Origin of the sequence: Vibrio sp. St2, from assembly GCF_947311885.1 — a bacterium.
GTDB classification, from domain to species: domain Bacteria; phylum Pseudomonadota; class Gammaproteobacteria; order Enterobacterales; family Vibrionaceae; genus Vibrio; species Vibrio coralliilyticus.
Genome location: NZ_CAMZNA010000001.1, coordinates 373,335 through 394,629, shown reverse-complemented (window position 1 = coordinate 394,629; position 21,295 = coordinate 373,335). Strand labels below are relative to the sequence as shown.

19 protein-coding genes are annotated in these 21,295 nt (G+C 45.1%); 8 read left to right on the top strand and 11 right to left on the bottom strand.

The window, feature by feature from the left end:
- The first annotated feature begins 60 nt into the window (after window positions 1–60).
- A complete protein-coding gene (locus QMA41_RS01735; RefSeq protein ID WP_281628686.1) occupies window positions 61–1,950 on the top strand; it encodes a methyl-accepting chemotaxis protein in 1,890 nt (629 codons plus the stop codon).
- Between the two features lie 154 nt (window positions 1,951–2,104).
- On the opposite strand, the gene QMA41_RS01730 is transcribed toward QMA41_RS01735, so the two are convergent.
- Together QMA41_RS01730 and QMA41_RS01725 are read right to left on the bottom strand one after the other, a co-directional pair.
- On the bottom strand, window positions 2,105–2,656 hold the full coding sequence (locus QMA41_RS01730) for a cytochrome b (protein WP_281628685.1): 552 nt from the start codon (window positions 2,654–2,656) through the stop codon (window positions 2,105–2,107).
- A 205-nt stretch (window positions 2,657–2,861) separates the two neighbouring features.
- Complete coding sequence (locus tag QMA41_RS01725; RefSeq protein ID WP_281628684.1) at window positions 2,862–3,464, bottom strand: short chain dehydrogenase; 603 nt, start codon at window positions 3,462–3,464, stop codon at window positions 2,862–2,864.
- A gap of 135 nt (window positions 3,465–3,599) precedes the next feature.
- On the opposite strand from QMA41_RS01725, the gene QMA41_RS01720 reads away from it, so the two are divergent.
- The 3 genes from QMA41_RS01720 (at window position 3,600) to QMA41_RS01710 (ending at window position 6,806) form a co-directional block, all read left to right on the top strand.
- Entirely contained in the window at window positions 3,600–4,481 is an 882-nt protein-coding gene (locus tag QMA41_RS01720; RefSeq protein ID WP_281628683.1) for a LysR family transcriptional regulator, read from the top strand.
- A gap of 251 nt (window positions 4,482–4,732) precedes the next feature.
- Window positions 4,733–5,308, top strand: coding sequence for a YceI family protein (locus QMA41_RS01715; RefSeq protein WP_281628682.1), 576 nt, complete (start codon window positions 4,733–4,735; stop codon window positions 5,306–5,308).
- A 424-nt stretch (window positions 5,309–5,732) separates the two neighbouring features.
- A complete protein-coding gene (locus tag QMA41_RS01710; protein ID WP_281628681.1) occupies window positions 5,733–6,806 on the top strand; it encodes a M23 family metallopeptidase in 1,074 nt (357 codons plus the stop codon).
- Between the two features lie 69 nt (window positions 6,807–6,875).
- On the opposite strand, the gene QMA41_RS01705 is transcribed toward QMA41_RS01710, so the two are convergent.
- A complete protein-coding gene (locus QMA41_RS01705) occupies window positions 6,876–7,751 on the bottom strand; it encodes a LysR family transcriptional regulator (protein ID WP_281628680.1) in 876 nt (291 codons plus the stop codon).
- Window positions 7,752–7,863: 112 nt separating this feature from the next.
- On the opposite strand from QMA41_RS01705, the gene QMA41_RS01700 reads away from it, so the two are divergent.
- Window positions 7,864–8,733: an MBL fold metallo-hydrolase gene (locus QMA41_RS01700; protein ID WP_229630740.1), complete on the top strand. Its 870-nt coding sequence runs from the start codon at window positions 7,864–7,866 to the stop codon at window positions 8,731–8,733.
- A 120-nt stretch (window positions 8,734–8,853) separates the two neighbouring features.
- Here QMA41_RS01700 and QMA41_RS01695 read toward each other — a convergent pair whose 3' ends face one another.
- Window positions 8,854–9,726, bottom strand: a complete 873-nt coding sequence (locus QMA41_RS01695) for a LysR substrate-binding domain-containing protein (protein ID WP_281628679.1) — start codon at window positions 9,724–9,726, stop codon at window positions 8,854–8,856.
- A gap of 103 nt (window positions 9,727–9,829) precedes the next feature.
- Here QMA41_RS01695 and QMA41_RS01690 point away from each other — a divergent pair, with 103 nt between their 5' ends.
- Both QMA41_RS01690 and QMA41_RS01685 read left to right on the top strand, forming a co-directional pair.
- A complete protein-coding gene (locus QMA41_RS01690; protein ID WP_281628678.1) occupies window positions 9,830–10,543 on the top strand; it encodes an AzlC family ABC transporter permease in 714 nt (237 codons plus the stop codon).
- Window positions 10,533–10,841 (top strand): AzlD domain-containing protein, encoded by a 309-nt coding sequence (locus QMA41_RS01685; protein WP_281628677.1) that lies wholly within the window; start codon window positions 10,533–10,535, stop codon window positions 10,839–10,841. Before QMA41_RS01690 ends, QMA41_RS01685 begins: the two co-directional genes overlap by 11 nt.
- 49 nt (window positions 10,842–10,890) lie before the next feature.
- Here the strand turns inward: QMA41_RS01685 and QMA41_RS01680 are convergent, their stop codons facing one another.
- From QMA41_RS01680 to QMA41_RS01650, 7 genes are all read right to left on the bottom strand, one after another.
- Entirely contained in the window at window positions 10,891–11,466 is a 576-nt protein-coding gene (locus QMA41_RS01680) for a hypothetical protein (RefSeq protein ID WP_019276888.1), read from the bottom strand.
- 2 nt (window positions 11,467–11,468) lie between these two features.
- Entirely contained in the window at window positions 11,469–13,046 is a 1,578-nt protein-coding gene (locus QMA41_RS01675; protein WP_281628676.1) for an FAD-binding protein, read from the bottom strand.
- A 272-nt stretch (window positions 13,047–13,318) separates the two neighbouring features.
- A complete protein-coding gene (locus QMA41_RS01670; RefSeq protein WP_281628675.1) occupies window positions 13,319–14,800 on the bottom strand; it encodes an FMN-binding glutamate synthase family protein in 1,482 nt (493 codons plus the stop codon).
- Between the two features lie 90 nt (window positions 14,801–14,890).
- Window positions 14,891–15,133 carry a Lar family restriction alleviation protein gene (locus QMA41_RS01665; RefSeq protein ID WP_281628674.1) on the bottom strand — a complete coding sequence of 81 codons (243 nt, stop codon included), beginning with the start codon at window positions 15,131–15,133 and terminating at the stop codon, window positions 14,891–14,893.
- 13 nt (window positions 15,134–15,146) lie between these two features.
- Window positions 15,147–15,677, bottom strand: a complete 531-nt coding sequence (locus QMA41_RS01660; RefSeq protein WP_281628673.1) for a winged helix-turn-helix domain-containing protein — start codon at window positions 15,675–15,677, stop codon at window positions 15,147–15,149.
- Between the two features lie 71 nt (window positions 15,678–15,748).
- Window positions 15,749–18,814 carry an efflux RND transporter permease subunit gene (locus tag QMA41_RS01655; protein WP_281628672.1) on the bottom strand — a complete coding sequence of 1,022 codons (3,066 nt, stop codon included), beginning with the start codon at window positions 18,812–18,814 and terminating at the stop codon, window positions 15,749–15,751.
- Between the two features lie 2 nt (window positions 18,815–18,816).
- Window positions 18,817–19,962, bottom strand: coding sequence for an efflux RND transporter periplasmic adaptor subunit (locus QMA41_RS01650; RefSeq protein WP_281628671.1), 1,146 nt, complete (start codon window positions 19,960–19,962; stop codon window positions 18,817–18,819).
- A gap of 305 nt (window positions 19,963–20,267) precedes the next feature.
- Between QMA41_RS01650 and QMA41_RS01645 the strand changes: the two genes are divergently transcribed.
- Complete coding sequence (locus QMA41_RS01645; protein ID WP_021457542.1) at window positions 20,268–21,014, top strand: TetR/AcrR family transcriptional regulator; 747 nt, start codon at window positions 20,268–20,270, stop codon at window positions 21,012–21,014.
- Window positions 21,015–21,295: the final 281 nt, after the last annotated feature.

The window sequence follows — 21,295 nt, the reverse complement described above, 5'->3', positions numbered from 1 at the left end:
TGTCATAAAGCACATAATTAAAGCGAATATTCAATGTCATCAGGCTACAGGGAGGTGTCCATGAACGGCTCACCTAAATCAGAGCGGTTTGCTTTTTCTTTTTCCATTCGTGCTAAGTTAATTCTTATCAATTTGACTTTACTGGTTAGCGTCGGCTTGTACGCTTATTACGAGCAAGTCAGTTTTAACAGCTTCGAATCCTTAGAACATGCGGCCATAGATAATCTACAAAGCTCCGTCGATCTGCTTATGTTACGTCGTCACGAAAAGGATTTTCTTGCGCGTAAAGATATGAAATACACTCAACGTTTCGACAAAACGTTTCAAGAGTTATCAGAACGTTTATCGGCCCTTACCATCGTTTTAAAGTCTCACAATCTTGATATGGAACAACGTACCTCCACTATTGTATCAACTCTCAATCAGTACCAAGTCCAGTTTCACCAGTTGGTAAACCAAGTTAACGCAATTGAAGGAGTTGATGTCGCGTCCAACTTAATTGCAGAATTGGAACGCTCTAGAAAAGCATTGAAAGTGGCTGCAGCAGACAAAGACAGTTTTGCGTTAGAAGTTGAACTACTTGAGCTAATGGAAGCGGATTATCGATATCTCGCTAATACCAATAAAGAAACAAGTGCCTCCTTCCTTGCCTCTCTAGATAAGTTTTCTGCAAGTGAGCATGTTCCTCAATCACTTCAGCCGGTGTTTACTGAATACCAAAGCAACGCAGAAAAATTAGTCGAGGCTTGTGAAATTCTCGGTCTGACCTCTAGCGAGGGGCTTAGAGGCGCACTAAGAGCTAACGTTCATAATACTGAAGAAGCCATCAACGGCCTGCAAACTGAGATAAGCCAAGTCATTTCTCGAAAGTCCTCAGAAATCAAAAGTCAACTTTTCTTAATTGGAGGAGCAATTGTTGTCTTACTCTCAAGCATGTTATTCCTTATTGGGAGAAGCATCCTAAGCCGTATTCAAGCCATAAACATTCTCATGGAAAACATTGCCAGCGGGGATGGTGACCTAACAGTCCGTATGAATGCCAAAGGTGATGATGAATTAGCCCAACTTGCTAACTCTTTTGACCGATTCATATCCCAACTTCATGGTCACATTAAAGAGTTAGCCAGTGTTATGTCGGTGTTGAGTGAAAGCTCATGCAGTTCAGAGCATGCCGCTGTAAAAAGTATGAATAATGCTGAGCAGCAGAAGGTACAGTCAGAATCTGTGGCGACTGCGGTCAACGAATTAGTGATGACCAGCAATGAGATTACCGCCAATATCGAGTCCGCAGCTCAAAATGCTGAGAGTATGAAACATCAGGCCGACAGCGCTCTAAATGTCACCCACTCAACCAGTGACAGTATTGAAGCTCTCTCGACGAATATTGAAGAGTCCCAAGCCTTAATTGAGGACCTAGCTGAGCAGAGCAAAGAGATTAATCAGGTGATCGCGACCATCCAAGGAATTGCAGAACAAACTAACCTCCTTGCTCTAAATGCTGCAATAGAAGCCGCTCGGGCGGGTGAAAATGGCCGTGGCTTTGCTGTGGTAGCCGATGAAGTCAGACAGCTATCGCTGATGACAAACAATTCCACCCATCAAATAGAAACCACAATTCAGACTCTGACATCCGGTATACAACAAACCGTTACGAAAATGTCTTCAAGCTTAGATCAAGCGCATCATACCAAGGCCAGTACCAAGGAAGTGGTCAAGGCGATTGACGCGATGACGTTGCGGATCAGTGAAATGTCGGACATGAATACACAAATAGCAACCGCTTCAGAAGAGCAATCCATGGTATCTGCAGAGATAGACCGCAACATTACCGAAATTGCACATTTAGCAGGCGATACACACCAAGTAGTAGCAGGTTCCGTTCGTTGTAGCGAACAAGTGTCAGGTGTTAGCCACAAACTGGAGCAAATTGTCGCTAACTTCAAATATTAATCGATTGATAGCTTTGGCCGTATCATTTGGGCAATGAAAATGATACGGCCTTTTTTGTGCGCCCAGCTCACCGATTTTACTTGACGGGTCTTCTTGACACTGGCGCATTTATAACTCCATGTGAAACATTAGAACGGTACCTAAATTTACGTAATTATCGACCTAGCATTCGCAGCAGCGTTCTGTCTTTGTCGATTAAGTGATGCTTGAGTGCTCCGACAATATGAAGAATGATCGCAGCAGGCAAGAGTGTTTCGCCGATGAAGGAGTGGATAGTATCCCCAATATCATCAAGAAGCGGATAAATAACCAGATTTTCTCCTGGATTAGCCGAGTCTGACGTAGCCGCTAAAAGATCAAAACTAAAAAAGTGTAAGCCATGCCCGCCGCCAATCGCCATCATCATGCCTGATAACGGCATAAGTAGAGTCGCAATCAGAAGTGCCCAATGTACTGCCTTACCACTTATTTTTTCAAACTGTGTGTAGTCTCCTACATGCTCCGGCCAGCCATTAGAGTAACGCCAGATAACTCTAGGAATGACGACCAATAAGATTGCCACACCAAACGAGGTATGAGAATCAAACAGCCATTGAATTCCGATGTCTTCCATAAAGAGGCCTGACATAACCATGTAGAGCATTAATACACCTACGACCCAGTGAAGTGTGATGGTAATCGATGATAGTTTTTCTTTGGTATCCATTTTCCTTTCTCCGCTAATGAAACTAGCAACAGGAACAAACTACTATTTACTACGTGAATGAAACATGAACACCTAATATGGATACTGAGCTACACACGACGCGTACCTGTATGCCATTCAATCAGTTCTTACTTAGGACGGAGCATCTCCCAGATAAAAGGGAGCCTCTACTTAGGCGCCCCTTTGTTTGAAAAACAGTGCTTACTTACACAAAGTCTAAAACGTCTAACGTTTCTCCATTGGCGCTACCTTCGATTGATGCGACGTACGCCTGAGCGGTGTCATCAGCAGAAAGGCCAGAGGTTGGATCCATACCCATCATCTCCATGGTTTCCTTTACAAACACTGGGCTGACAACGTTAACACGAATATTACGCTCTACTTCCAACGCAGCCGCTTTTGTAAATGACTCTAAAGCGCCGTTAACCATACTTAACGTGACTGAGCCCGGCATTGGCTGATGCGATAGCACACCTGATGTTAAAGTGATTGAACCACCATCAGACAAATACTTCTGCCCTACTCTCACCAGATTGACTTGTCCCATCAATTTATTGCCAAGTGCAAGTTGAAAGTCTTCATCTTTAGCTTCATTTAACGAAACGAAGTTGGCGGCCCCAGCAGTACTTACAATAGCGTCCAATGTCCCAACTTGATTAAACAGCTCCTCGATCGACGCCTTTGAAGACAGATCAACCTGGACATCTCCTCCTTTATAACCTGCACGGATAACCTCATGCTGCGTTGATAACTGTTCGACAACCGCCTTACCAATGGTACCTGTTGCGCCGATAACCAAAATTTTCATATCTTCTCTCCTAAACCATTACTCAATCTCAAACCTCAGGGCTGCCAACTGTTATTGGCATACCTTAGTTGATGAAGAAAATATAATTCGATAGTCTGTGCACGTAAATTAAGCAACATTGCAAAGGATGCTTGCATGAATGCACAGGACTTAGATTGGAATGACATTCCTTTTGTGTTAGCTGTTTGCGAGACAGGGTCGCTCTCTGCTGCGTCAAGAAAGCTGGGAGTAAATCACTCGACTGTATTTCGCCGTATCGAAGGCGTTGAGCTAAAGCTTGGCGTCACACTCTTTGAAAGGTTGCAGACCGGCTATGTAATGACAGCCGAAGGAGAAAAATTTTTCCAGTACGCTCAGGAACTAAAAGAAGGTGTTGACCGCATTCACAGAGAGCTAGGCGGCCAGAATTCTAGGCTTGAAGGCCAACTCACCATTACGACTACTGATTCTCTGATGTATACGCTGGTGGATATCTTTAGAGGATTTCAATATGCCTATCCAGATGTCGAATTGTGTATTTTAACCGGTGCGAAAAATTTAGACTTGGTTCAGCGTGAAGCCGACATAGCTTTACGGCCAACACGAAACCCACCAGAACACTGGGTTGGTCGGAAGCTCTCCGAAATATCTTATGCCACATATGCAAGCCACAATTATATAGAAACTATGGCCGACGATAAGCCAGAGAACTTTCACTGGTTAAGATTGATCGACAACCTTAATCAGTCATCAATGAACAAGATCGTTCACCAACTCAAACATGCCGATGCACCGGTAACAATTTCGAACTCGTTGATGGGTGTTCATGAATTTGCTGTCGCAGGCTTCGGAATTGCTGCTCTTCCACGTTATCTATGCGAAAGTAACCCTAACTTGCATTCGATACACAGGAACTTGAGCCAATATGACACTGAACTATGGCTGCTGGCGCACCCTGATATGAGGCGTAGTGCGAAAGTTCATGCGTTCTTCGAGTATGTGACACCATTAATTCGAGAAAAATTCGCCCAACTTTGAAGACTCGTACACCAATCAACACCTCCCGAGCAAGAACCAAGAGAATATGGCAGCTATCACTGGATCGTATTTAACAAATCAACGGGAGCCGAGGTGACGGTTACGTAAAAACATCGTGTTGCTTTTAGGCCTCCTGTACCTGCTTAATATTCCATCGAAAAAAGCACAAAAATCTATCGAATAAATTCATTGTTGCCTTGTCGTCTATGGGACTACTATGAGTCCGAACACTTATCAAAAGGATTACAATAATGAAAAAAGTTCTACCGGTTTTAAGTCTTGCTCTGGCTTTGGCATCTGCTCATTCGTTTGCTGCAGATAATTACCAACTGGATCCCTCACTTTCTTCAGTCAGCTTCGCAACGATTAAAAATCAGTTTGTTGTTGAGCCTGCAACAATTAACACTTTATCGGGCACTTTTGACAGTAGCGGTAAGTTTGAAGTGTCTATTGATTTAAAAGGCATCCAAACAGGCATTCCAATTCGTGATAGTCGCCTGAACGAGCTGTTCTTTAACTCTGCTAAGTTCCCGACAGTAACGGTAAGCGGTAACGTTGATACACAATCATTGTCTGATGCTCCACAGAAATTAAGAGTGCCCGCCCAGGTCACCCTTTATGGACAAACTAAGACCATTAACTTTTCAGTCGTGGCGTTCAAATCAGACGGTCACGTAATGGTCAGTTCGCTTTCTCCAGTGATTGTTGGTGCATCGGATTTTGGCATCCCTACTGAGAACTTAACAAACCTAGCAGCGACGGTTGGGGGGATTAAGATTTCAGATCGTGTGCCGCTTAATCTGACTCTGACTTTCAAAGAGAAGTAAGCTGGATCGACATAGAACTCTCTTCTATACATTTATCCCACTGTAGCTCTGCTTATACTCTCATCTAGAGGCCTTGTAGTCAGAGCTATCATCCATTTTTTGCCTCTCACTCTTCGCCATCGACACAAGTTCTGTTCATCATTCTATACAGCGTACGACAAAGCACTATTTTGGTACTAAGTGCACTACTTATTACACTTTCAAAACGGCAGAATTTTACTCTATTCAACATCGGCATATCAGGAGTAACACGCCGTATTAGGCTTAAGAGTCATTGGCATTTATTGCTAGTGAAGATCGCTTGCAGTGCTGCAATGATCAAAAGAGAAAAGATTACGAGCAGTCGTTCTCCTATGAACTCGCTGTCAGCTCGTAAGTTCACCATGTTGGGGCTTGCAAGCATAACAGTTGGCTGGAGAACATTATGAAAACACAACTTGGTACCTTGCTAATACTTTTTAGTGCGCAAGGATTCTCGCACTCTATTCTACCTACTATCGACACAGGTGAACTTAACCTTTCGACATTGGAGCAGCACAATATTCCAACTCTACTCACAGAGCAAAGTTTCGTCTACAGGCCAGTAACATACCCATTTTTGATCACTGATTACTTCGATGAAAACTCTAAGTGGCTAGTATTAGAAGAGGAGCTCAACCATTGGAGCGGAGCAATGGGGGTTGATCCTAGAGTGATTTTAGCAACACTGGCGGTGTCTCATGGCTGGACGCTTAATCACACATTATCTGAGGCTGAGTTAGAACACGTTAGGAGTGAAATTAGACACGTTGCAAATCGCCTTTCACAGTTTTTTTATCACACAAAGCAACAGCTGGAGACACAAGATCTCGCTGCAACCTATGCTGTTGTGTCATCACTCCAGAGTGTCGAACAATGGCCTAAGTGGCAGACGTTTTATTCTGAGCAATTTGGGACACCGATAGCTGCTGAAGAAACCTCTTTCGTTTCTCCCCCTGATATGCAGTGGCCTTGGAGGGTGGGATATAACTGGATACCAAACGGCCCACATTCGCACACAGGATCTGGCTACCCTCTGTCTTCAGTTGACGTATCTTATGACTGGCCACGCTGGGGCGAGCAAACTTATAGTGTCACCGCTGCACATAAAGGCTATGTTTCTGTATTTTCTCGTTGCCAACTGAGAGTAACGGCACCAAACGGATGGGCAACAAACTATTACCACATGGATGGAATACAGGTTCAAGATGGGGCTTGGGTGTCCAAGAACCAAAAGATAGGAACGTATGCCAGTCAAAGAAACATTGCTTTATGTCAAGGTGGTTCTTCAACAGGGCCTCACCTGCATTTTTCGTTATTGTATAACGGACGTTTTGAGTCGCTACAAGATATTTCATTTGGCCCATACACTGTTGACGTAGGCCGTTATAGCTATGATAACCATTGTAGCTATACGTGGATGCTAGATGCGAGAACCAACTCAAAACGATGCTTTTGGTATCGAGTAGACAATCCTTAATATGATGCAGCTATCTCTCGATTTCTCTTCGGGAGATAGCTTTAAGATTCATTGATTTAATAGAGATGTTCAGCTTGCAAGGTAATCTTCAAAGAAGTCTATCAAACAACGCACTGTCCGTGACAAGTGCTTTCGGGAAGAATACAAAGCATACACCTTCATCTGTTGTGGCCTCCATTCGGGGAGTATTTGTACAAGCTTACCGCTCGATAAATATTCATCAGCTAAGTACCTAGGCTGAATCGCTAAACCAGCCCCGGTCAGCGCTGCGTGTAATAACACGGTAGCCTCATTCGCGGTTAACTGACAATGCACCTCTACCGCTTTATGCTCGTCGCCTTTACTCAGATGCCATACGTGGCGCTGGAAGTTTTTGTACCCTAAGCACTGAAATTTCGATAAATCTTCCGGTGTACTCAGCTCGACATTTTCAACATAACTCGGAGAAGCAACAATCACAGAGTCACATACGGCTATCGGCTTGCCAATCAAAGACGGATCTGGATTAGAAGCGATCCTGACCGCTAAATCAATCTGGCTGTCTGCCATATCTGTCACTGAATCTTGAAGATCGATGTCAATACTGACCTTGGGATGCAGCTTCATAAACGCAGTAATCGCAGGTATGAGCTGTGAAAAGCCAAATGACATACTGGTCGCAATTCTCACCGTCCCTGTTAGTTCATCACCAGTATCCGTTGTCGCTGTTAGCTTATCAGCCTGCTCCAACCATTGTTCGACTTGCTTAAGGCAAGATTCACCTGCCGTGGTGAGAGAGACTTTTCGGGTCGTCCGGTGCAAAAGCCGCACACTAAGCCAGTCTTCCATTGCTTCAATGTATCTGGTGACCATCGGTCTCGACATATCTAGCCTATCTGCTGTGGCAGTAAAACTGCCCGACTGTGCGACATCGATAAATACTTTAGCAGCGGTAAGTCTATCCATATATATGTTCGAATTAAGAAACAATGTTGTCAACTTTGAGGTATTTTTCCGGTCAGGTCAATTTCCTATCATCCTCATGTCCCAACACACAGCCCAGTTAATGGAGAGAATGATGAAAAAACTTACCCTACTTGCAGCTTCGATGCTGATCGCGACGAATACTTTGGCAGCTGAACAATCAAACCTCACTTTTGATGTTTACAACGCTGACCAAAACAGTTTCCACGTTAATTCAACACTCATAATTGGCGAAAATGAGGTTATGGTTATCGACACTGGATTCACCAAAGCAGATGCACTTCGCATTGCAGCCAAAGTGCTGGATACAGGTAAAACCTTGAAAACGATCTTTATTAGCCAGGCGGACCCGGATTATTATTTTGGTGCGGAAGTCCTGCATAGCTTGTTCCCAGAAGCGCAAATCATTACAACGCCTGCTGTAAGAAAAGTTATCGAAGAAAAACTGCCGACCAAACTTAAGGTGTGGGCGCCGCGCATGGGCGATAACGCACCAGTAACACCTTATATTCCAACAGCATACACCGCTTCCAGTTTAACCATTGACGGCCATACCATTGAAATTCATGGTACTGATGGTGACATTGCCCACCGACCTTATCTTTGGATTCCATCAGAAAAAGCGGTACTTGGTAACGTTTCAATATATGGCACGAACCTCCACCTATGGATGGCAGATGCCCAAAGCAATGAAAGCCAAGCACTTTGGTCTAAACAATTGGAAGAAATCCAGTCACTGAAACCAGAAATCGTTGTTCCGGGCCATATGATCTCAGGCACTGAGTTAAACGTGAGTTCCATTCAATATTCTCGGCAATATCTCCAAGACTTTAAGCAAGCTAAGAAAACAACCAACAACAGCGAGCAGCTGATTGAGAAAATGAATGAGAAATATGGAGATGCGGCGTTGCCTGTTGCTCTCAGTATTGGAGCAAAAGTCCATAAAGGAGAAATGGAGTGGTAAGAATCAATTTGTGGTAAAAAACAATGTGTGGTTGGTGCTTCAGCACCACCACATCAACGGAGATAATTGAAAATCAAGCGTATTTCATTCTCTCTTGTACTCTATCGATATGATAACGCTTTAGCGAACAGACACTGTTTTCAATGTCTTCACCAGCAAATCATGAAGATAGTCTACCGCTCTGGAGCCTTTGGACGCTTTGCTACGATAAACAGCGACTTCCATTGGCTCCAATGGGCCCAATCCATGTTCGTGCCCCAATACTTCAAGATGCTCGGGCACACTACACTGGGTAAACACCGCTACAGCCAGTCCACTCTCAACTGCTGCAATTTGTCCAGCAACACTGGAACTGTTGTAAACCACTTTATAAGGCCTGCCATGCTGAGCCAAAGAGTTGATTGCACTGCGCCTAGCGAGACTTGAGCTTTCATAAACGGCAATAGGCAGAGTTTCTCTGCGCCAAACTTCAAATTGTGGCGCTCCAACCCAGACCATTGGCTCCTGAAAAAGCAGTGTTCCCCTACTGGCGTTATCTCTTGAAACCAAAGCCAAATCCAGATCGTTACTTTCAACTCTAGGAATCAACGAAGTGGACTGCTCACAATCAAGTTCGATTTCAACGCCCACAAAGCGAGAAGCAAAGTTTCTTAATATGGGAGTTAAATATTCAGCAGCATAGTCTTCGGGCACTCCTAATTTCACCTGGCCGACTAACTCATTACCATGAAAAGCAGCCTGCGCTTCTGAATGCAAATCGAGTATGCGCCTAGCATAGCCCAGCAACACCTGACCTTCTTCAGTTAAGTCGATGCTTCGACTGCCTCTGACGATAAGCCTCCTACCCGTCGCATTTTCCAGTTTTTTCAGATGCATGCTCACAGCAGATTGTGAACGGTGGACACTTGCCGTGGCATTAGATAGAGAGCCAGCGTCTACGATAGCTACAAAACTCTTTAACCAGTCAATTTGAAGATCTTGATTATTCATCATTCGATTTTCGAATGGGTAATTTCTGAATTATGCGCTTTTCGATTTCATCATTCCAGTTTACTGTTTGATTCACTTTGCATCACTCATAAAAATGGCTAACTCCATGCTCGAAAAAGAATTAAAACTAGAGTATCAATCCGTACAACAAGGCTTTATCAGCTTACTGCCGATCTCAATATTCGTTGTGGTCTTTGGCACTGCATTTGGTCTGGCGGCCGTTCAGGTCGGGCTGAGCGAATCTTCTTCTTTGTGGATGAGCACGCTGGTTTTTGCTGGCGCATCTCAGTTTGGCGCTTTAGATCTGTGGGGAACGCATGTCCCTGTTTTTCCTTTAGCTATCACGGTATTTGCCATCAATGCCCGCCACCTTCTTATCGGCGCAACACTGTATCCTCACATTAAAACCATGAAGGCTTTGCCACGTTACGGCGTGATGTTACTCGCTTCAGATGCCAACTGGGCAATGTCGATGAAGGCGTTTGCTAAAGACGAACACTCGAAAGGACTAGGTATTCTGTTTGGTGGCGGTCTGGCGATTTGGATTTTCTGGATTATCGGCACTTGGATCGGTGTTTATTTTGGTAACGCGATTCAAAACCCATCCGCTTATGGCATTGATATGGTCATGGGGTGTTTCCTGCTTACCATGGTGCTTGAGGGTAATAAAGACAACGGCACTTACATTATCTGGGCGTCTGCGGCGCTCTCATCCATTGCCGCGTATTTGTATCTGCCAGAGAACGCTCACGTGATTGTTGGTGCTTTAACCGGAGGCATTGCTGGTGTGCTTGTAGGAGAAAAGAAAAATGAACATTGAGACAACGGATCTAGGCACCTTGGCGATCATAGCGGTTATGACCATCGTCACCATTATTACTCGCTGGGGTGGCATCTATGTGATGTCTTACATTCCCATCAGCCAGCGCGTTCAGCAGTTTATCGCCGCTATGTCGGGCTCAGTGTTAGTAGCGATTATAGCGCCACTGTTTATTACCGGAGACATAGGCGCGAAGGTCGCCTTACTGGTGACGGCTATTGGCACACTGGCCTTTAAACAACCACTTACATCCATCACCCTTGGTATCGTGCTGGCAGCTTTGACTAGAGCTTTTTAACGGGAATGGCTATAGAAAGAGCCTTATTTGAGGCTCTTTCTAATTGAAGCTAAGTTGTCGCTGTTTTCAGGTTTCTAAACCACTTTTTAATCGGTTGAGCAATCCAGTATCGTGAAATAAAGAGCCCAATCTGAAATAAAATATACTGACGCCGGCAGTAAAGCATACAGACATAATCAAACTTCTCAGTTGGGCCTTCAAACAGGATATTGGGGTATATATACTTCTGTCTTTCAGCGACTTTAGGGTTGCGGGCACCTGACATGAAATAACGCTTCTTCATACGGTACGCGTCCCAGCTGGCATAGATAAAGACAAAACCGCGCTCAAAATCAGATAGCTCTCGCTCGACCCAAAGCCCTCCACCTTCAACGATGTTTTCCGTCGCATATTGAAGGGGGTGCGCTTCCATGTCTTTCGGTAAATCCGCGATATAGACCAAGGGGTTGTCGCAGTTGACGGTATACCCTGCGCACATCTCTCCTTTTGAGTCGTAAAACGCACGAACACACGTTCGGCTCTTCAATTGCTCTATCTTGCTCGTATTGCCTGATATGGATTGATAGTGCTTGGCAAACTCCAGAAAATCACTATCTCTGGAAAGGCGTTTGCTCGGTAAGATCATTCTTAACTGTCCTCCGAAAATTGGTAAGAAACACCCATCTGATAACGACCCGGAGAAACAATGTCATCGGGATCAAACGCGGCTTTAATACGGCTGCGCAGTTCTAGTGCGTCTTGCTCCAGCTCTAACTCACTATTGAATGGCATTTCATCAACGGCACGTCGATAACACGGCCACTGGTAGCGTCGATATAAGGCGCGCAATTTACGTACTAAATCTGTCGCTCTGGTAACTTCATCAGGATTACCAGAGTCATAGTAAATACTGATAATCGCCTGGCACATGTAAGCATTGACGGCAGTTAACGTGACACCAAATTCAAACCCTGCTTTGTCGAAGGTTTGCTGTGATAGACGCATACACTTTTCGACATCTTCGCCAACCATCGGTAACGTAGGTGCAACCCAATAAAAGCCAGCCCCGTCTTCCACTGGGTTCATTTTTTCGGGAATATTTCCGCGATAGCGCCAATAACAACCTTTGAGTGCCAAATCTTTAGGGTTCCCCTCTAGCATATCCATCATCTCAGTAAAATCATTGAGACTACTCTGCAAGCGCTGGTAAACGGGCAAGCGCCCGAGCAAACGACTGGCACTTATTGCTATTTGGTTCATTTGTTTCAGCTTTGCCAAGCTAACTACATTTACCTTAGCGATGGGCTTAAGCAGTGCTTTTACACGTGCGGCTTTAGCTTTTGCTACTGCCGTAGTGCCTGTGATAACAAACGCACCCGACCAAGGAGATAAGTTGTATTGGTTGCACAGCGATTCAATATCCGCCTGGTTCGCACCATCACTCGTGCTCCATTTGGTAAAATCGAATCGTTCCATCATGGTTAGCATTCGGTAGGTGTTACCCAAGTGAGGCAAACCATCAATGTTGCCTTCTGATTTTAAGCGGCGCATGATATCGATATAGGCAGGTAAATCATTCGCGCTTTTCAGGCGTACTAAACAACGCAAGCTCGCTTCTGGCCTAAGCATCAGTTCGAACTTAATTTTGCTGATCACGGCAATATTGTTCTGAGTGAACAACTCGTGAAGATTGGCAGCAAGGCCAGCTCGGCCACAATATCGCGCGCTCTGGTTTAGCTTCATCACGTTACCATTGGCTAAGATTAATTCGCTAATCGTAAAGTGCTGGCTTCGGTTACCAACAGGACCGTGACCAAATCCTCTCTCTAATATATTCCCCATCAGGCTGGTATCTGGCCCTGCTCCCGTGCAATCCAACATCCATGGCGTATGTTTGAGATATCCAGACACTTGACCTTGTGTTACACCCGGCTCGACCTCAATAACTCCAAGCTCTTCATCAAAGCTCAGTATTCGGTTCATGCCGCTAAGATCGAGTAACGTACAACCATCACTGGCAGGTGTTTTGTAACCGTACCCCCAGTTGTTGCCTTTCCCGACAGGATAAACAGGCAGTTTTTTTAAATACGCCTGTTCAATAACTTGTTGCAGCTCCATACCATTTTGAGGCTGAAGAATTTGCGGGACGATGCGCGAATGATGACCAAGGCCACTGCGCAGTTCGATTGGCTGATGCAATTCAACCTGTTCCACAACAGATGACACGTGTAGCTCCTTTACTGGTGAATAATACGGCTATCAAGGGATTACTCGATAACTTTGTCTGCTGTCTCAATTAGGGGCAGGATTATCTCAGCAGCTCAAATATCAAACAATACACATATCTGCGGGGTGAATGCATTCAGCAAAAACAAGTAGATAACAACATTAATATTGACGAAATAAATGCATAAAGACACGGAATTACAAACAATTAATGAGATGGGAATTCATGAGGGGAAAAGAATGTGCTCATATATTCAATGAGCACATTGAGGCTATCGGTGATGCTGGTACAACTCATCCAATGCGACAGATAATCCGTCTTCTTTAACAATACGTATATGTTCGCGAGCCAAGTCACGGGCATTGGTCACGCCACATGAGTGAGCGATCAGGCCAATACCGTAGTGGATGTATTTGTTGTAATTCGCGACACGCTCCATTTTGTCTTCAACGTTCAACCCTTGTTGCAGGCGCACGTCATGAGTGGTGATGCCTGTCGGGCACGTATCTTTATTGCATTGCAGCGCCTGAATACAGCCCAGTGCAAACATGTGGCCTCGAGCAGAAACAACAAAATCGGCACCTAGAGCAATCGCCCAAGCTACTTTGGAAGGCGTGATGAGCTTGCCAGAGGCAACCACTTTAATTCTCGGGATTAGACCACGCTCACCAAGTAAATTTACTACCAGAGGCAGGCTTTCTTTCAACGGCAGCCCTACGTAATCCATCAGTGGTTGAGGCGCGGCGCCGGTGCCGCCATCAGCGCTATCAATCGTAATAAAATCGGGGGCACTGTCATGGCCTCGCCTCTCTATTTCATCGAGAAGATCTTTGAACCATACTTGAGAGCCAATGACACTCTTAAAGCCAACGGGTTTGCCCGTCACCTCTCGAATACGGTGGATCATATCAAGTAAATCGCCCACATTACGGATATCTTTATGCCCATTCGGGCTGATAGAGTCGTGCCCCTGAGGGATACCGCGAATTTGAGCAATTTCAGCTGTGACTTTGCGCCCGGGTAGCATGCCGCCTTTGCCAGGTTTCGCTCCCTGACTGATTTTTATCTCAAACATTCTGACATTATCATGTGCGGCCAGTTCTCGCAGTTTGTCATCAGAAAGATGGCCTTCTTCGTTTCGAACACCGTATTTAGCTGTCCCGATCTGGAACACAATGTCGCAGTCGCCTTCCAAGTGATACGAGCTTAAGCCGCCCTCTCCCGTATTCATCCAGCATCCGGCGATCTTTGCGCCTTTAGACAAGGCTCGAACCGCGGGCTTTGATAAGGCACCAAAACTCATTCCGGAGATATTGAAAATCGATGACGTGGTATAAGGCGTTCGGCAACCTTCACCGATGGTGACCGCGGCTGGGGATACGGCATCTTCCTCCAAAGTGGGAAACGCGCAGTTCATAAACATGATGGTGCCCGTCGCGTCCAGATTACGGGTCGAGCCGAAAGCTATCGTACGATCAACATTTTTCGCCGCTTTGTATACCCAGCTACGTTCTGCACGATTGAATGGCATCTCCTCTCTGTCCATAGCAAAGAAATATTGCCTGAAGAACTCCCCCTGTTTCTCAAACAAGTAGCGAAAACGCCCAATAACAGGATAGTTGTGTCGAATGGCATGTTTGTGCTGGCGTTTGTCTGCAACGTACATGTACAGAACACTGATTACACCAAGCCCAATCGCGATAATGAAAAGCCCTGAGAATAGATCGATCCCGATGACAAAAAATTCACCCATTTTATGCTCCAGTAGCCTTTGTATTTTCTATTTGTATAGACCGTCTTCATCAATATAGTTGACGATCTGGAGCACTTTGAATTTTTTCAATCAATTAGCGGTTTCAATTCGTGATAAAGTAACTTGATCTACAACGCTCTGTTTTCTCGCTGGCATCTTTTCCGATCGTAAACCTTGGTCTTCAGCTCTGCTATTCCAAATGTAAACGGGGCCACTGCTTGCACAGTCATTGCAAATAATATGGTGTTCCAGCTCGTTAGAGTTCCACGCGCTTGGCTTCATTTCCTTTACCAAATGCGTGCTTCCACAGAATGGGCAGGGTTTTAAGTTCATGTTCAACCTTTGATTACAGAATGTTGAGGATTTCCGCTGCAGTACTCTTAAACGCGAACAGCAAAAACAATGCAAGAATGAAAAATTCGAAGCGCAGTAGTATTGAGTTCACCACCAAAAGCTGAGGCTGGGCGATACCTTTTATACCTCGTTTTTCAGTCTGGCTGTTTTCGTTGCTCGACTCGCTAGCTTCTGACGGATTGACTGCACTTAACGTGATGACTGACGCAATAAACTCGTAACCAGACTTTGGAACTGTTTTGATAAAGGCTGGGGACTTAGTAGAGTCGTTGAGTGCTTTTCTTAACGTCGATACTGATTGAGTCAAACTGGAGCTATCGACAAAAATCTCTCGCTCAATCCAGAGCACTTCGATTAACTCCTTACGCTGAATCGTTCGATGACTATGCTCGACAAAGTAATCCAGTAAACGACATTCGTTTGAACCTAAAAGTATGTCGCTATCGTCGCCTTCGATGTAGCTCAGCGTGTTTTTCTTAGGCCTAAAGAGAAATTGATTACCAATGTTATAAATTCTATCCATCGCAATTTAACCTAGCTCAAGTAAATGAATGGGAAAGAACGGTAGGAAACCATTTCCTACCGTCCAACTTGCTATACAGCGTTAGCTTCTGTCGTCAGCGTTCGCTGTGGTTCACTGACTTTGTTTTTATTGAAATCTTCAGCGATAGCAAGGTACACCGCGGGTAACACGAACAAGGTAAACAAGGTGCCGATAATCATGCCTGCGACTAATATGATGCCTATGCTGTTTCGTGCTTCTGCCCCGGCTCCTGTCACCAATACAAGCGGGAAATGCCCTAAAACCGTTGCTGCGGTCGTCATTAATATGGGTCTTAGACGAATCTTTGCCCCTTGAATGACAGCTTCCAGTTTCTGGTGGCCCTGATGTTGAAGTTCATTGGCAAATTCAGTAATGAGGATGCCATTTTTAGCCACCAACCCGACTAAGGTGATAAAGCCAATCTGAGCATAGATGTTCATACTCGTGAGCCCGAGAAAAGCAAACGACATTGCACCAGCTAACGCGAGAGGTACTGACCCTAACAACACAACCAGAGGTGAGCGGAAGCTGTTGAATTGAATCGACAACACCATATAGACAACGAACAATGCCACAGCTAGCACGGTAAACAGGCTGTTACCTTCTTGTCTTAGCTGGCGACTACTGCCTGCATAGTTGACTTGGTAACCTTTCGGCAAAATGTCACTCGCGGTTTGTTCCAGTAGAGTAAGCGCTTGATCCGGAGTCACGCCAGGGACCAATCCACCTAAGATTCGGAATGAGTTGAGCTGATTGAATCTTGAAATGCTGCGTACATTAACGGTCTGATCCAGCGATGCGACACTACTTAGAGGCACAAAGTCTCCTGCGGGCGTTTTGATCTGGAGATCCAGCAGTGATTCGCTGGTTGAGCGAGACTGCACATCGACCATAGGAATCACCCGATAGGCTTTCCCGTTGCTGTCAAAACGGGTCACCTCTTGTTCAGACACCATTAATGAAATTTGGTCTGTCACTGCTTTGGTTGTCAGGCCAAGATCCACCATTTTCTTATTGTCGAAGTTGAGCCGAGCGTGTGGCATATCAATTTTCAGATCGGTATCAACGAACATGAACTTCCCGCTTTGCTGCGCGGCTTCAAGCAGTTGATATGCGTACTGAAGCATGTTTGCGTAACTGTCTTGAGACTGAATTACCATTTCTACATCAAATTGTCCCGCAGTAGGCAATGGCTTCGGCATGGTTGGATAAACGCGAAGGCCCGTAACATCTTTTAGCGTAAAGTAAATGTTCTGCAGCATATCCGACACCGAGTAAGCACGCTCTTCATAGGGGACAAAATTAATCCCACTAAAGCCACCTTGCTCAGTCACGGTTTGCCAGACGATATCCACACCTTCCATCGGCAAAATTGAGCCGACAGCTTGCTGCATGTACCGATTGTTATATTCCAGTGCTCCACCTGATGGCGCTTCTGAGATAACAAAGATAGAGCTTTGATCTTCAACCGGAGCGAGCTCTTTCTGGGACAACAAATAGAAAGGAACGGTAAGCAATGACAACACAACCGCTGAAAACAGAATCGCTCTGCGATGAACAAAGACACCACGCAATGCAGACTCATAAACCGTCGATAAACGCTCAAATGCGGAGTTGATCTTCTGGGTTAGCTTACCCTCTTGGCCTTTTTCCGGCGACACATAGGCGCTCATAATAGGTGACAACGTAATGGCGACCACGCCAGAGAACAACACCGCAATCGCAAGCGTGAACGCAAATTCTTTGAACAAAGCACCGGATAGACCACTAACAAAACCTATTGGCGCAAACACGAGTGCAAGTGTAATCGTCATGGAGAAAATCGGGCGCAACAACTCCCGCGAACTGATCAATGCAGCCTCAATCCGCCCTTTCCCACTTCGCATATGGCGAGCAACGTTTTCAACCACAACAATCGCATCATCGACGACAAGACCAACAGATAGGACAATGGCTAGAATGGTCAAAAGGTTGAGTGAAAAGCCCGCCATTGCCATCGCAGCAACACTGCCCAAAATGGAAATCGGTATCGTGATCAAAGGCACTAATGCGGTACGGAATGACCCCATCAGAAGCAAGATCACAATGCCCACTAAGAGTACTGTTTCCGCCAGCGTGGTAAAAATTTCACGCAGTGCATCACGCATGTACAACGTACCATCATAACCAATCGTTATCGCTGTGCCTTGTGGTAAACGTTCGTTGACGACAGCCAACTGCTGGTAAAGCTCGTCACCAATTGTGATTTCATTTGACCCCGGAGAAGTGACAATACCAATAAAGACAGACTCATTCAGGTCAAGACGTGCCGTGTCAGAGCCTCGGTCTTCACCCATTTCAATTCTGGCTATGTCCCCCAAGTGAACCAATGTATCGCCATTTTTCTTGATGATTAGATCTCGAAAGTCCTGCGCATCCCGCTGAAGGGCATTACTCATGATGCTTATGTTCTGAACATCATTTTCCGCACTGCCCAGCGACGCGATAACATTGTTATCGTTCAGAGCCTGATGAACCTCTTGCGCGCCGATGTTCAAGCTCGCCATTTTTAGAGGGTTCAGCCAAACTCGGATTGCAGGCTTACGGCCACCTAATACATCTGCACTTTGCACACCTTCAATTGACGCGAACCATGGCGTCACATTTCGTTCCAGATAGTCAGTCAGCGCCGGTCGATCCATGGTTTCGCTTGAGACGTTCAGGTAGAAGGTAGCACTTGGTCGATCAACACGAGCCACTGAGACACTAGGATCTTGTGCACCTTCAGGCAATTCATACGCTATCTGGCTAAGCCTTGAGTTCAGCTCTGCAAGTGCATCCGTGCTGTTTTCATTCAGTTTCAGCCACGCGGTTACTTTACTCACGCCCGCAGTGGTCGAGGAGTCAACATAGTCAACACCAGGCACACTCATTGCGACCTTTTCAATTGGCTCAGTAATAAAGCCTTTAACCACGTCAGACGAAACCCCGACGTATTCTGTCGTGATAATCAGAGATGAGCTCTCAATTTGAGGAAACTGAGAGATAGGCAATCGGGAAGATGCCATTAACCCTGCGATTGTAATCACCAATGAAATGACAATCGCAAACACAGGTTTTTTAACAAACACATCCATGTTTACTCTCCAACCTTAGCCACAATAGATACTGGATCGCTTTGCTCAGGGTCCTTTGTGCGTACTAACAGGCCATCATAAAGCTTGAACGCGCCTGCAGCCGCAATGCGCTCACCTTCTTCGATACCATTCAGAATGAATTTTGCGCCTTCTCTTTCAGCAATGACCTCTACAGGGCGGCGGTTCGCACGAAAAGCGCCTGAACCTTCACCTTCCTCAGACAAACTGACAACGTGCGCACCATAGAGATCTTGGTTCACTGCTGCAACGGGTACTCTATATACGTTCGCGTCCGCACTGACCGGAATCTGAACTTCCATTGGCGTATTCGGGGCGTAGTCGACCTGCTCTCTGCTAATTTGAGCACGGTACTTTAGGCTTCTTGACGTGTCAGAAACACGAACGTCACGAGCAATGACATCTGCGATTTGGTAGGTTGCCTGACCAAACGCGTCAATGTGTCTCACCTCCACTTGATCGCCGACGCTTAATCTTGGATAAAACTGAGGCACGCTGAACTCGATCCAATTGTACTCTGTAATCCCTACAAAACTGGTGAGCATTTCATTCGCAGAAACGTAATCCCCGACTTTGACGTTATGCATCCCCACCATGCCGGTGAAAGGGGCATAGACTGACTTTTTCTCAATCGTTGTTTCAAGTACGTCAATTTCGGACTGAATTACAATCAGATCCGCATAAGCTTGATCATGCTGTTCTTGACTGATCGCGTTGGTCTTAAGAAGTTTTGTTGAACGTGTGTAGACGGACCGCGCGTGTTGTTCACGTGCTTTAGCTGAGCGAATACGTGCTTGTTCTTCAGATATATCGAGTTGGAACAAGAGATCGCCACTTTGTACACGCTGACCAGCCATCGAACCAACATGCGAGACTTTTCCTGAAAGCTCAGTAAAAAGCTCTGTTTGCAATGGAGAAACTGTATTTCCCAACACACTGACCGTAGGTACGTACTCGGCCCTTTCTACATAAGCCGTTTCCACCACCTCATAGTGCTCTGGAAAAGATTCCGCGATAGCAATCGCTGTCGTGATTTCTGAATATTTGTAGTATGCCAAGCCACCTATCACTGCGGTTAGGCCAGACGCGGCAAAAAGCCACGCTTTGATTGAAGACCGATTTTTTCTCATAACCTCACCGTTATTATCTGTACAATTCATTTATATAAACACATTCGAATATCATTCGAATATATTTCAAATGCTAATTTTGCAGATTTATCTTGTCAAACCATAGCGAGGCGGATAGTCATAAAAGAAGCCGTGAGGAAAATAATTTATCTTTTAGATAACAAACAGATAGAGCCTTATCATTGATATGAAAAATATATCAATTGACATTAATTGCTACTTGAGTACAGCTTTGAGGTAAAGATTGACTCGTCCAATCAGATTCTTTAGCATTCAAGCGAATGTTATTCGAATGAAGATCCAATATGCCCGCACCAAGACACTCATTTGCCGAACAAGAACGACTCGTGCTAGACGCCGCCGCTCAAAGCATCTTAGAAAGTTCACTGATTGATTTTAAGATGTCCAACATTGCTAAAAATGCGGGCTTGTCCATGGGGTCGGTATATAAGCATATTCAGTCCAAAGAGGATGTGCTTGTTGCACTATCTGTGCGTTTGGATAAACAAGCCACTGCCGCTGTAAAAGAAGTCTTAAGCCTGCCGTACTCTCTCCCTACGAAGATTGTTGCAATTAATCTTCTTTCCGAGAAAGCCATGTATCTCTACCCTTTCGGTTATCAATTGATGACAATGCTCAGTAGCCAGGATTTATTGGCCAAAGCATCAGAAAAATGGCTGAATAAGCTGAGCATTGCAGCAGAAGAAATTAGGCTTTGTTTTGAACAAGCACTTCGACAAGCCATTCAATCCCAAGAACTGCTTTGCAATGAAGACGAGCAAGAGTCACTCATCGAAGAGTTCTTACTCCTTAACTGGGCAATCAGTATCGGTTTTCCGCAAATCGTTAATCACCCGCATGACGTCTCAATCACTGAGTCAAAGCGAAACGTTAATATTCCACTTTCCCTTGAGCATCCGTTGATACGTGCAACGATTCGTATGACCAATAGCTACCCTTGGAGACATCCCGTGTCTATTGAAGAGTTATCAGAGATTGAACAAATTCTTCAGTCTCGTGGTATGAGAGAAAATAGCGAACCTAGTGCGTAAAGAGCCTCACATGAGGCTCTAATCAGAGCTGACATTTTCATAAATGTTTTTTCTATTTCCTGTAGCACAAATCAAACTTCCTACTCTGTTGACTTTCCCTTTACATCCATAGTGAGCCTTCAGCTAACGTATTGTTTTAATATGACTAAATCCTTTTAGAACATTTTACATTAGTAAGCGTTAATCAGTCGTAAAAATGTAAACACCACCACTAGAATGCAACAAGCTCGTTACATATATAGCAAGCAGTAGTGGATCACGGGTCATATCACACTAGAGAT